Source organism: Janthinobacterium sp. (assembly GCF_009923995.1).
Lineage (GTDB): Bacteria > Pseudomonadota > Gammaproteobacteria > Burkholderiales > Burkholderiaceae_D > Janthinobacterium.
Genome location: NZ_RFSK01000011.1, coordinates 1 through 12,132 on the forward strand (window position 1 = coordinate 1; position 12,132 = coordinate 12,132).

11 protein-coding genes and 1 pseudogene are annotated in these 12,132 nt (G+C 66.9%); 8 read left to right on the forward strand and 4 right to left on the reverse strand.

Annotated elements, in window-relative coordinates; all coding sequences use genetic code 11:
• Positions 1 to 288, forward strand: a pseudogene (locus EBS11_RS07870) (MFS transporter); the annotation flags it as partial.
• Between the two features lie 6 nt (positions 289 to 294).
• Here the strand turns inward: EBS11_RS07870 and EBS11_RS07875 are convergent.
• Positions 295 to 954: a MarR family transcriptional regulator gene (locus tag EBS11_RS07875; protein ID WP_290601845.1), complete on the reverse strand. Its 660-nt coding sequence runs from the start codon at positions 952 to 954 to the stop codon at positions 295 to 297.
• 125 nt (positions 955 to 1,079) lie between these two features.
• Here EBS11_RS07875 and EBS11_RS07880 point away from each other — a divergent pair, with 125 nt between their 5' ends.
• Genes EBS11_RS07880 through EBS11_RS07900 form a run of 5 tightly spaced genes read left to right on the forward strand, consistent with a single transcriptional unit; the run spans position 1,080 to position 7,845 of the window.
• Positions 1,080 to 1,562 carry a DUF2165 family protein gene (locus EBS11_RS07880; protein WP_290601847.1) on the forward strand — a complete coding sequence of 161 codons (483 nt, stop codon included), beginning with the start codon at positions 1,080 to 1,082 and terminating at the stop codon, positions 1,560 to 1,562.
• 46 nt (positions 1,563 to 1,608) lie between these two features.
• Complete coding sequence (locus EBS11_RS07885; protein ID WP_290601849.1) at positions 1,609 to 2,727, forward strand: efflux RND transporter periplasmic adaptor subunit; 1,119 nt, start codon at positions 1,609 to 1,611, stop codon at positions 2,725 to 2,727.
• Positions 2,724 to 5,831 carry a MexW/MexI family multidrug efflux RND transporter permease subunit gene (locus EBS11_RS07890; RefSeq protein ID WP_290601850.1) on the forward strand — a complete coding sequence of 1,036 codons (3,108 nt, stop codon included), beginning with the start codon at positions 2,724 to 2,726 and terminating at the stop codon, positions 5,829 to 5,831. Before EBS11_RS07885 ends, EBS11_RS07890 begins: the two co-directional genes overlap by 4 nt.
• Before the next feature lie 9 nt (positions 5,832 to 5,840).
• Positions 5,841 to 7,244 carry a TolC family protein gene (locus tag EBS11_RS07895; protein ID WP_290601851.1) on the forward strand — a complete coding sequence of 468 codons (1,404 nt, stop codon included), beginning with the start codon at positions 5,841 to 5,843 and terminating at the stop codon, positions 7,242 to 7,244.
• A gap of 25 nt (positions 7,245 to 7,269) precedes the next feature.
• Entirely contained in the window at positions 7,270 to 7,845 is a 576-nt protein-coding gene (locus EBS11_RS07900; RefSeq protein WP_290601852.1) for a DUF1349 domain-containing protein, read from the forward strand.
• Between the two features lie 25 nt (positions 7,846 to 7,870).
• On the opposite strand, the gene EBS11_RS07905 is transcribed toward EBS11_RS07900, so the two are convergent.
• From EBS11_RS07905 to EBS11_RS07915, 3 genes are all read right to left on the reverse strand, one after another.
• Positions 7,871 to 8,182 (reverse strand): hypothetical protein, encoded by a 312-nt coding sequence (locus tag EBS11_RS07905; protein ID WP_290601853.1) that lies wholly within the window; start codon positions 8,180 to 8,182, stop codon positions 7,871 to 7,873.
• Between the two features lie 112 nt (positions 8,183 to 8,294).
• Positions 8,295 to 8,705, reverse strand: a complete 411-nt coding sequence (locus EBS11_RS07910; RefSeq protein WP_290601854.1) for a DUF4440 domain-containing protein — start codon at positions 8,703 to 8,705, stop codon at positions 8,295 to 8,297.
• Entirely contained in the window at positions 8,702 to 10,123 is a 1,422-nt protein-coding gene (locus EBS11_RS07915; protein WP_290601855.1) for an MFS transporter, read from the reverse strand. The genes EBS11_RS07910 and EBS11_RS07915 overlap by 4 nt, the downstream gene beginning before the upstream one ends.
• Before the next feature lie 127 nt (positions 10,124 to 10,250).
• Between EBS11_RS07915 and EBS11_RS07920 the strand changes: the two genes are divergently transcribed.
• Both EBS11_RS07920 and EBS11_RS07925 read left to right on the forward strand, forming a co-directional pair.
• Entirely contained in the window at positions 10,251 to 11,153 is a 903-nt protein-coding gene (locus tag EBS11_RS07920; RefSeq protein WP_290601856.1) for a LysR family transcriptional regulator, read from the forward strand.
• Between the two features lie 138 nt (positions 11,154 to 11,291).
• Positions 11,292 to 12,119: a hypothetical protein gene (locus tag EBS11_RS07925; protein ID WP_290601857.1), complete on the forward strand. Its 828-nt coding sequence runs from the start codon at positions 11,292 to 11,294 to the stop codon at positions 12,117 to 12,119.
• The last annotated feature ends 13 nt before the right edge of the window (positions 12,120 to 12,132 follow it).

The window sequence follows — 12,132 nt, forward strand, 5'->3', positions numbered from 1 at the left end:
ATGGCCGCCGGCGGCCATGCGCCGGGCTGGGTCCTGATGGCCGCCGTCATCATCGCCGGCATCGCCGTGTCCGCCTGGCATGGCGTGGCCTACACGGAGCTGGCGACGGAAGCGGGCGGCGCCAATGCGGGCACAGCCCTGGGCATGGCGAACACGGCCGTCTACGTGGGCCTGTTCCTCACGCCCATCGCCATCCCGCACGTGCTGGCCGCCAGCAGCTGGCCCGTCGTGTGGTGGCTGGCGGGGCTGGTGGCGCTGTGCACCTGGCCTTTGTTTCCCAAGGATTAAATTAACTCAGGGCAGCGGCGAAATGCGGTAGATGCAGCGCATGGCGTTGGCCAGCAAATGCTGCTCGCGCACGATGCTCGCGCCCGGTCCCACCACTTCCTGGAACAGCTGCAGTTCGGACCGGCAAAAGCCCTGGCAGGTGCGCGCGGCGGCGCAGATGGGGCAGTGGTCCTCGATCAGCAGCCAGTCCTTGCCATCCGCTTCCACGCGGGCCATATAACCCTCTTCATCGCGCACGGCCGCCAGCTGCCGCAGCCGCGTGGGCAAGTCCGGCGCCGAGCACGCCAGCGCGTACGCGCTGCGGCTTTCCTCTTCACGCTGCGAAATGAGCTTATCCAGCCCCGCCTCGCCGAACAGCTGGCGCACGGAACCGATCAGCTTGATCGTCAGCTGCGCATGCGTGTCGGGAAAGCGCGCATTGCCCGCTTCCGTCAAGACCCAGTTCTGGCGCGGCCGCCCGGCGCCCGCCTGTGCTTCCTGGCGCCCCTCGATGAGGCCCGCCGCCACCAGCTTTTGCACCTGCTGGCGCGCCGCCTCGCCCGTCATGTCCAGGGTCTTGGCCAGGGTCGCCGTGGAGACGGGTCCCTTGGTCTTGATGAAATACAGGATGCGCTCCGTCGTTTGCGGCGCTTCGCTATTATCCAAACGTTTACTTGTGTAATTCATTTCACTCAACTATCATGGGGCCAGTTAACCAACTAATTGCTTGCATAATAGGCCGGTAGCTCCCCGCTGTCGAGGAGTTTCCACGTCCGCATGCCGGCAAGACACTTTTTGGACTGGATTTCCCCATGCAGCTGCAACACTCCATCTGGCTGTTTCACGCCATCCTCGCCATCGGCCTGGCCACCTGGCTGACCCTGGCCACCCTCAACAACCTGCACGCCTTCCACGGCGCCGTCTGGGCCATCGGCAACACCATGCGCATGGACCCGCTGCGCCAGGACCCGACCATCGAGACGCCGCTGCTGCGCCGCGCGCGCACCTCATTGACCCTGCACCGGCTGGCGCTGGGCGTGGTGCTGGCGCTGCAACTGCTGGCCGCCATCGCCGCCTGGACAGGCGTGGCCCTGTTCCTTGGCGCGTCCCTGATGGATGCGCTGCCCTGGCTGAACCTGGCCCTGTGCGCCATGGCCGCGTTTTTGCTGCTGATGCACCTGGGCGGCCTGTGGTTCGGTTACTGGATCGCGCAGGAAGGCTTGCAGACGACGCACCTGGTGCTGCTGCTGTGGAGCATCGGCCTGTTCCTTCTTTTCAACGCGCAGCGGACCTGATCAGCCTCCGCTGCGCCCCTTCTTCCCCGCTGTAAAGGACTTCATCATGCATACGAAACTCGTCGGCGCCTCCGCGCTGGCCCTCACCCTGGCCGTCGCCGGTGCCGCGCTCTACCCGCGGGCGGACTCCCATGCGGCCGATGCCGCCGCCACGCCCGCCACCAAGGTGGCACTGGTGCCCGTCGTGCTGGGCACACAGGAACGCTACTTCGCTGGCGTGGGCGAGCTGGAAGCGGCGCGCCAGGTACAGGTGGCGGCCGAAACGGGCGGGCGCATCACGCACATCGCGTTTGAATCGGGCCAGCACGTGGCGGCCGGCGCCGTACTGGTACAGCTGAATGACGCCCAGGAACAGGCGGTGCTGCTGCGCCAGCGCGCGCAGCTGAAAAACGCGGAAAGCAGCCATGCCCGCACGGCGCAGATGGTCAAGGAAAAGGCGGCCACGCAGGAGCAGCTCGACAGCGCCCTGGCCGCGCGCGACGCGGCCCTGGGCGACGTGCGCCAGACGCAGGCCCTGATCGCGCAAAAGACCATCCGCGCCCCGTTCGCCGGGCAGCTGGGCATCCGCAAGGTGCACCCTGGCCAGTACCTGAGCGCAGGCGACACGCTGGCCAGCCTGATCGACACGAAGTCCCTGCTGGTGAACTTCGCCCTCGATGAACAGAGCAGCGCGAAGCTGGCGCCGGGGCAGGCCGTGCAAGTGCTGGTGGACGCCTATCCGCATGAAATCTTCACGGCGAAGATCAACGCCATCGACCCGCTCGTCGCCCGCTCGCGCATGGTGCAGGTGCAGGCGGCGCTGACCCATCCCCGCAACGCCCTGAGGCCGGGCATGTATGCGAACGTGCGCGTGGCCCGCGAGGCCGGACAGCAGCTGACGGTGCCGGAAACGGCGGTGACCTACAGCGCGTATGGCGACACGGTCTTCGTCGCGCAGCAGGAGAGAAAACAGCCGCTCACCGTCAAGCGCGTGGGCGTGAAGCTGGGCGAGCGGGCAGGGGGCCGCGTGGCCATTGTGGACGGCTTGCGCGAGGGCCAGCGCGTGGTCGCTTCGGGCCAGCTGAAACTGGCCGACGGCATGGCCGTGCAGGCCGTGGCCAACACCCTCGATGAAGTCAAACGCGCCGCGCCCAAAGCCGGCTCTCAAGGGAAGGCCACACCATGAAATTGACCGATTTATTCGTGCGCCGCCCCGTGCTGGCGCTGGTGATCAGCACCTTGATCCTGATGCTGGGCGTGATCGCCATCAAGCAGCTGCCGATCCGCCAGTATCCCATGCTCGAATCGTCCACCATCACCGTGAAAACCACGTATCCGGGCGCCTCGGCGGAGCTGATGCAGGGTTTTGTCACGCAGCCGATTGCGCAAGCCGTATCGTCGGTGGAAGGCATCGACTACCTGACGTCGTCGTCCGTGCAGGGCAGCAGCACCGTCACAGTGCGCATGGAACTGAACCGCGATTCCACGCAGGCCTTGACGGAAGTCATGGCCAAGGTCAACCAGGTGCGCTATAAATTGCCGGAGGGCGCTTTCGATCCCGTCATCGAGCGCGCGGCCGGCGATTCCTCGGCCGTCGCGTATGTGGGCTTTGCCAGCGAAAGCGTGTCCGCGCCCGCGCTGACGGACTACCTGGCGCGCGTGGTGCAGCCCATGTTCGCCACCATCGACGGCGTGGCGAAAGTCGATGTGTATGGCGGCCAGCAGCTGGCCATGCGCTTGTGGATAGACCCGGCGAAACTGGCCGCGCGGGGCTTGACGGCGGCCGACGTGGCCGCTGCCGTGCGGCGCAATAACTACCAAGCGGCACCGGGCAAGGTGAAGGGGCAGTTCGTCGTCGCCAACATCAGCGTCAACACGGACCTCACCAGCGTGGCGCAGTTCCGCGACATGGTCATTCGCAAGGGCGGCGACGAAAAGGACAGCGCCGCCCTCGTGCGCCTGAAGGACGTGGGCACGGTGGAACTGGGCGCTGCCGCGACGGAGACGAGCGGCATCATGGACGGCGTGCCGGCCGTGTACCTGGGCCTGTCGCCCACGCCCGGCGGCAATCCGCTGGTGATCGTCGACGGCATCAAGAAACTGCTGCCCGAGATCCAGAAAACCCTGCCGCCCGGCGTGAAGGTCGAGCTGGCATTCGAGACGGCGCGCTTCATCCAGTCCTCCATCGACGAGGTGGCGCATACCCTGCTCGAAGCGCTGCTCATCGTCGTCATCGTCATCTACCTGTGCATGGGTTCCCTGCGCTCCGTGCTCATTCCCGTCGTGACGATCCCCCTGTCGATGCTGGGTGCGGCGGCGCTGATGCTGGCCTTCGGCTTCAGCATCAATCTGCTTACCCTGCTGGCGATGGTGCTGGCCGTGGGCCTGGTGGTCGACGACGCCATCGTCGTGGTGGAAAACGTGCACCGGCATATCGAGGAAGGCAAGACGCCCGTGGCGGCCGCCCTCGTCGGCGCGCGCGAAGTGGCCGGCCCCGTGATCGCCATGACGATCACGCTGGCGGCCGTGTATGCGCCCATCGGCATGATGGGCGGGCTGACGGGCGCGCTGTTCAAGGAATTCGCACTGACCCTGGCCGGCGCCGTGGTGGTGTCGGGCGTGGTGGCCTTGACCCTGTCGCCCGTGATGAGCTCCTTGCTGCTGCAGCCGAAACAATCGGAAGGGCGCATGGCGCGCGCCGCCGAGCATTTCTTTGCCGGCCTCACCAGCCGCTATGCGCGCCTGCTGGACCGCTCGCTGCACCACCGCTGGTGGAGCGCCAGTTTCGCCGCGCTGGTGATGGTCAGCCTGCCGTTCCTGTACCTGCTGCCGCAGCGCGAACTGGCGCCGTCGGAAGACCAGGCCAGCGTCTTGACGGCGATCAAGGCGCCGCAGCATGCCAACCTCGATTACGTGGAGCGCTTCTCGTACAAGCTCGATGAGATTTATAAAAACGTGCCCGAAACGGCCTCGCGCTGGATCATCAACGGCGGCGAAGGCCCGGCATCGAGCATCGGCGGCATCAACCTCACGCCATGGGCCGAACGCGCGCGCAACGCGGCCGTCATCCAGGCCGAATTGCAGCACGCCGCGGGCGACGTGGAAGGCACCAGCATCTTCGCCTTCCAGCTGGCGCCCCTGCCGGGGTCGAGCGGCGGCTTGCCCGTGCAGATGGTGCTGCGCAGCGCGCAGGATTACGCCACCCTGTTCCGCACCATGGAAGACGTCAAGCAGCGCGCCCGCGCCAGCGGCCTGTTCGCCGTCGTCGACAGCGACCTCGATTACAACAACCCCGTCGTCAAGGTGCGCGTGGACCGGTCCAAGGCAAACAGCCTGGGTATCCAGATGCAGGACATCGGCGAGTCGCTGGCCGTGCTGGTGGGCGAAAATTACCTGAACCGCTTCGGCATGGATGGCCGCGCCTACGACGTCATCGCGCAAAGCCCGCGCGAACAGCGCTTGACGGCGCACGCCCTGACGCAGCAGTACGTGCGCGCCGACGATGGCAGCCTGCTGCCCCTGTCGGCCGTCGTCTCCGTGAGCGAAGCGGTCGAGCCGAACATGCTGACGCAGTTCAACCAGCAAAATGCGGCCACCTTCCAGGGCGTGCCCGCGCCCGGCGTGACCCTGGGCGACGCCGTCGCCTTCCTCGATGGCGTGGCGAAAACCCTGCCGCCCGGCTTCAGCTACGACTGGCAGTCCGACGCGCGCCAGTTCGCCACGGAAGGCAATGCCCTGCTGCTGGCCTTCCTCGCGGCCGTCATCGTGATCTACCTGGTGCTCGCCGCCCAGTATGAAAGTTTGACGGACCCGCTGATCATCCTGATCACGGTGCCCCTGTCGATCTGCGGCGCCCTGATTCCCCTGGCCCTGGGCTACGCCTCCGTCAACATCTACACGCAGATCGGCCTCGTGACCCTGATCGGCTTGATCAGCAAGCACGGCATCCTGATGGTGGAATTTGCCAACGAATTGCAGCTGCATGAACAGCTCGACCGCGTCAGCGCCATCCGCAAGGCGGCGCAGATCCGTTTGCGCCCGATCCTGATGACGACGGCGGCCATGGTGGTGGGCCTGGTGCCGCTGCTGTTCGCTTCCGGCGCAGGCGCCAACAGCCGCTTCGGCCTGGGCGTGGTGATCGTCTCGGGCATGGTGATCGGCACCGTGTTTACGCTGTTCGTGCTGCCCACCGTGTACACCTTCCTGGCCCGCCGCCACGCGGCCGATCATGCCACGCCGCGTGCCCGCGATTTGTCGCAGGCGCTGGCGCACGATGCCGCGCCGCACTGAGGAATCCCCATGAAAAATTACCGCTTGTTTGTCTCCCTTTTCCCCGTGCTGGCCGGCTGCGCCGTCAGTCCGGCCTACGTCACGCCGGCCACGCTCGACATCGCCTTGGCCAGCCCGCAGCAGGCGCAGTTTGCGCCAGCTCAAACGGCAGCCAGCGATAGCGCCTGGTGGACGTTTTTCGACGATGCGCGCCTGTCGCAGCTGATCGCCGGCGCGCTCGAACACAATCTCGATATCGCTCAGGCGCAGGCCAATTTGCTGGCCGCGCGCGCCATCTTCGACGAGCGCCGCCTCGATGAACTGCCGGCCGTCACGGGCCAGGCGGGCTGGCAGCGCACCGTCGAACAGGACACGCCGGCGAGCCGCGCCGCCAGCGCGCAGACGCGGGTGGGATTCGACGCGCAATGGGAGATCGACCTGTTCGGCCGCCTGGCGCACATGAGCCGCTCGGCGCAGGCGCGCGCCGGTGCCGCGCAGGCGGACTTGCGCCAGGCGCAGCTGACGATCGCCGCCGACGTGGCGCGCAATTACTACGAGGCGCTGGGCTACCAGCAAGACCTGGCGCTGACGCAGGCGCAGGTGCAAAGCTGGCGCGATACGGTGACATTGATCGACGCGCGCATCCGCGCCGGCAGCGGCCTGCCGGAAGAGCGCCACAACGCGCTGGCCAACCTGGCGCGCAGCGAGGCAGCCATCCCGCCCTTGCAGGCGGGCTTGCGCCAGGCGCAGTACCGGCTCGACGTGCTGAGCGGCCAGCGACCTGGCACAGACACTGCGGACGCCATCGCGCTGGCCACCACGCCGCAGCAGCAGGCGCCGCTGGCGGGCCAGCTGCCGCTGGGCGACGTCAACCGCCTGATCAGGCAGCGCCCCGATGTGGTGCGCGCCGAGCGCCTGCTGGCCGCCTCCAGCGAAGACGTGGGCGCCGCCACGGCGGAGCTGTATCCGCGCCTCAGTCTCGGCGGTTTTCTGGGCTTCTTTGCCCTGCGCGGCAGCGGCGTGTTCGATGGCGGCGCGCGCGCGTTCGAGGTGGCGCCCACCGCCACGTATCCAGCCTTCCGCCTGGGCAGCGTGAAGGCACGCCTGCGCGGCACGCAGGCCGGGGCGCAAGGCGCGCAGGCACGCTATGCACAGACGCTGTTGGTCGCGCAGGAAGAGGTGGAAAACGCCGTCACGCAGCTGGCGGAAAACCAGGCTCGATTGGCGTCGCTGCTGCAGTCGGCGCGCCACGGCAACGCGGCGCTCGACATCGCCAGCACGCGCTATGCGGGCGGCTCGGGCAGCTACCAGGCCGTGCTGGAAAACCAGCGCGCCTTGTTCGCTATCCGGCGCGAGGCGCTGCAGGCGGAAACGGCGTCCTACATCGACGCGATCGCCCTGTACAAGGCGCTGGGATGGGGGCACACTATGTAGCATTTTTCGATCACAAGGAGAAGCGATGTTCACGCAAGGCAGCTGGCTGAATGCACCGGAAACCTGGTCCGCCGTCGGCGCGCAATTGCGCGTGACGACGGATGCCAGCACGGATTTCTGGCGCAAGACTGCGTATGGTTTTATCCGCGACAGCGGCCACTTTTTTGGCACGGACATCGCCGGCGATTTTACGGCGCAGCTGCACGTGGCGGCACCGTACGCGGCGCTGTACGACCAGGCCGGCATGATGGTGCGCATCGACGAACAGAACTGGATCAAGTGCGGCGTCGAATTTGCCGATGGCCAGCTCTTGTTGAGCACGGTATTGACGCAGGACAAATCGGATTGGGCCGTCAGCCTGGCACCCGCCATGCCGGACGGCGTCTGGCTGCGCGTGACGGTGGCGCAAGGCGTGATCCGGGTACAGTATTCCACCGATGGACGGCACTGGCCGCTGCTGCGCCTGGCGCCGTTTCCCGAGGCCCCCCGCTACCTGGTGGGCCCCATGTGCTGCACGCCGGAACGCGGGGGCCTGGAGGTAGTCTTTTCGCAGTTTTCCACCGGTCCCGCGCTACGAAAAGCGTTGCATGATTTAAGCTGATTTTCCGGCATAGAATCACCGCGGTTCATTCGTGCTGATTGAGCGACCGGTGCACGTCCTTCGACTCGTTGCGGCCCGGCCTGTCATCGGCCAGTTTGCCCGCTTCGCTGTGCGGCTGCTGGGCAACTCCCTTGACGTGCTCGCGGTGCTCCGGCTGGCCCAGCGTGGGCATGTTTTCCTGCTCCACGGCGTCGGGTCCGCCCTGCGGCGTGATCACGTTATTGGCCCAGTGGCCGCTGGCGACGTTGCCGCTGGCAGGCTTGCCGCCATCGTCCTTGGCGGCATCGCTGCCGTCGCTGCGGCCCGGGTCGGCCGGCTTGGCGGGGTTCTCGTTCATCGCGCTTCTCCTGTGTATGGTCGCTAAAACCCCATCTTCGTCGGAAAATACCGCCTGCACAGCCGGCGCGCGGCTTGCCTGTCTGTAGGAAAATGCCGCGCAGCTTGCCGTTTTATTCGCCCGCCGGGGCCGTCCACGTCTCGTGCAGATGGCGCCACAGCAAGGTGCCGGCGGGCGAGGTGTCATACACGACGGTGGACAATCGCTCCGTGCTGTCGCCGCCGGGCAGGCACTGGAATTCGCGGTAGGAGACGGTGGCGCCGGCGGCGCTTTCCTGGATCAGCACGAGGTCGGCAATACGCATCTGCAAGCCCGCGCGGCTGCCGCCGGCGGCCCGGAAAAATGCCGCCAATCCGGCCGCATCGAGCAGCTTGCCGCCAGGTGAAATCATCGTGAAATCAGGGGAAAAACGGGCCAGCAATGCGGCGCAATATCCGGGCGCCGTCGCTTCGCCGCCGAGCCATTCCCGGATCATCACATGGGTGGCCAGCACGTCGTCAAAATAGCGGTTCGTTTCATTCATTTTTTAGCTTCCTGGGGGGGAGAAAAAAGGGCCAGCACGGCGCGGTTGTCGATGCGCGCGCACAGCATCAACGGCAGCACGCACGAGCACGCGGCGAGGGCAAAACACCAGTGAAACACCTGCGCCGCGCTGGCCTGCCGCGCGGGGTCGTCCAGCGACGCAATGCCGCGTGCCGCCAGCAGGCTGTTGAGCAGCACGCCGAGCAGGGCGACGCCCAGGCAAAAGCCCAGCTGGCGGTTGATATTCCACACGGCGCTGGCCTGGCTCAGCTGCGTATCGGGCGTGCGCAAAAAGGCCGTGCTTTGCGCCGTGCTGCTGCACAAGCCGCCGCCAAACCCCATCACGGCGTACGCGCCGGCCAGCCAGAATAACTGGCCTGCGGAGTTCACCCGCAGCAGCATCAGCATGCCCGCCGCCTGCAGCAGCGCGCCAGCGATGAACAGGGGCTGCGGCCCCACGCGGCGATAGCTTTTTCCCGTCAGCGCAATGGCGCCAAACGAGGCCAGGGCCCACGGCAGCATCAGGGCGCCCGCTGTCGAAGCGGACATGCCCAGCACGCCCTGCAGGTAGAGCACGGCCAGCAGGCTTACGCCCATGAAGACGCCGGGCACCAGCAGGTACATCAGCATGGAGACGCGCAGCAGGGGTTCGGCAGCCAGGCGCAGGTTGAGCAGGGGCGCAGACTTGCGCAAGGCGCCGCGCACGTAGACCCGGGCGCACACGGCGCCCAGCGCCAGCACGCCGGCGCCGGCCCAGGCATCGCCCGGCGTGCCCAGCATGGTCAGGCCCAGCAACAGCAGCAGGATGGCCACGCAGCCCGCCAGCAGGCCGCCCGCGTCGAGCCGGGGCACGGCTGCGCGGGGCGGGTCCGGACGCAGCCAGCAGGCGGCCAGCAGCAGCGCCAGGGCGGCAAAGGGCACGTTCAGATAAAAAATCGCCCGCCACGACAGGCTGTCGACGATCACGCCGCCCAGGGCCGGCGACAGGGCCGGCGCCAGCAAGCCCACCAGCATGATGACGGACGACAGGCCGGGCCGCTCCGCGGGCGGGTACAGCTGGTAGGTCATGCTTTGTCCCAGCGGGATGAGCAGGCCGCCGCCCAGGCCCTGCACGCAGCGCCAGGCGATCAGCGCCTCGATCGACGGCGCCAGGCCGGCGCCCACGCTGGCGAATAAAAAAGTTAGCAACGAGGCCATAAACACGGTTTTGCTGCCATAATAGGCAGCAAGCCACGCGCTGGCGGGAATGACGATGGTCAGGCCGAGGATGTAGCCGGTACTGATCCAGGCCAGCTGCGCCACCGACGCGTGCAGGGCACGGCCGATGTCGGGGTAGGCCACGCTGGTGATGAACATGTTGATCAGGTCAACGAAAAACCCCAGCAGATAGATGGCGGCGACCTTTTTGCGGTAGTCCATGGTGCTCCGAATGGCAAACGGCCAGCTTAAGCGCCACACGCCATTTGCGTAACGGGCCAGCCCCGATTACACTGTCAAATAAATTTTGACAAACTCCCGTAACCCGCATGTATCCTCATATTTATTTATGATCAGTCTTGACCGTTTGGGTATTTTCATCGCCATCGTCGACGCCGGCTCGCTGACGGCCGCCGCCGCCGTGCTGGGCCAGAGCAAGGCCGTCGTCAGCTTTAACCTGAAACAGCTGGAAGCGGAGCTGGGCGTGTCGCTGCTCACGCGCAGCACGCGCAGCCTGGCCCTGACGGACGTGGGGCGGCGTTTTTATGAGGATTGCCAGCGCGTGCTCAGCGAAGCGCATGGCGCCATCGAAACGGCGCGCCAGGGCCACCAGGGCTTGCGCGGCACGCTGCGCCTGACCACCACCGTCGAATACGGCAACCGCACGGTGATTCCCGCGCTGATCGCCTTTGCCGCCGCCCACCCGCAGCTGCAGATCCAGCATTCCTCGTCGTCCTCGCACGAAGACCTGATCGCCGGGCGCTACGACCTGGCCATCCGCATGGGCTCGCTCAACGATTCGAGCTACCGCGCCGCGCTGATCGAGCCCTACGCCATCTGGCCCGTGGCCTCGCCCGCCTACCTGGCCAGCCTGCCCGGCGCGGGCATCGCCACCCTGGACGCGCTGCAGCGCGCGCGCTGGCTGGCGCACAGCCGCCTCGCTTCGCCCCTGCGCTGGGACGTGCAGACGCCGGACGGCCCCGCCGCCTTCTCCGCACAGGACGATGCCGTCATCCATTCCGACTCCGCCTCGGCCCTGCTGGGCTTTGCCCTGGGCGGCTGCGGCGTGGCCCTGCTGCCGCAGTGGCAGGTGGAAGCGGAGGTGCGCGCGGGGCGCCTGCGCCACCTGCTGCCGGACGTGGTCTTCCCCGGGCAGGGCGTGTATGCCGTGTATGCGCATACCCAGCATATCCCGGAAAAAGTACGCGCCTTCATCGATTTCCTGCGCGCCTTTGTCGGCACGACAGACTGAGGTTTCACGTGGCGCCAGGATGCCGATTCAGACGGTAAACAGTTGTTGAACACAACGATTTCCAAGGGGCAAACGGGCGCCCCTTTCGTTTTTCACGGCCTACACTGAAAGGACGTTGTTCACCGATTGGAGATCATCATGGCACACACTTTGGCAGCAGTTTTCGCGCAGCGCGACATGGCCGAGCATGCGCGGCAAGACCTGATCACGGCAGGATTTCCCAGCGCCAACATCCGCCTGCACGATGCAGGCCGCGACGGTGCCGCCGACACGGACGATGCCCGCCGTGACGAGGGCGACAGCCTGCTCGACAGCGTCAAGCACTTCTTTACGGACCTGTTCGGCAGCCACGCCGACCGCCACATCTACGCGGAAGCCGTGCGCCGCGGCCACATCGTGCTGACCCTGGAAGAGGCCAGCGATGCCGATATCCAGCGCGCCACCGACCTCGTCGAGCGCTACGCCCCCATCGATATCGACGCGCACGCGGAACACTGGCGTTCCAGCGGCTGGCCCGGCGCCGCGGCATCCGCCCCGGGCGACAGCGGCCAGCGCCAGGGCGCCAGCATGCAGTCGCAGCAGGGTACGTCGGCCGGCAATATGAACCCGCCGGGCGCGTCGTCGCAGCAGTTTGCCGGCAGCATGCCGCAGGAAGGGGGGCGCGGCAGCGCCACCGTGCGCCACTATCCCGGCGCCGACAACCTGCCGCGCACCAGCGACGACGACGAGCAGGATTACCAGGTGCACTGGCGCAGCCAGTACGCGGCCAGCGGCGCGCGCTTCGAGGATTACGACCCCGCCTACCGCTATGGCCACTCGATGGCGGGCAGCGACAGCTACCGGGGGCAAAGCTGGGAGCAGGTGGAAGCCGAATTGCGCAGCAACTGGGAACACACCTATCCCCAATCGGCGTGGGAAGACTTCAAGGCGGCCGTCAGACATGGCTGGGAGCGCGTGACATCCTGACGCGCCGGGGCGG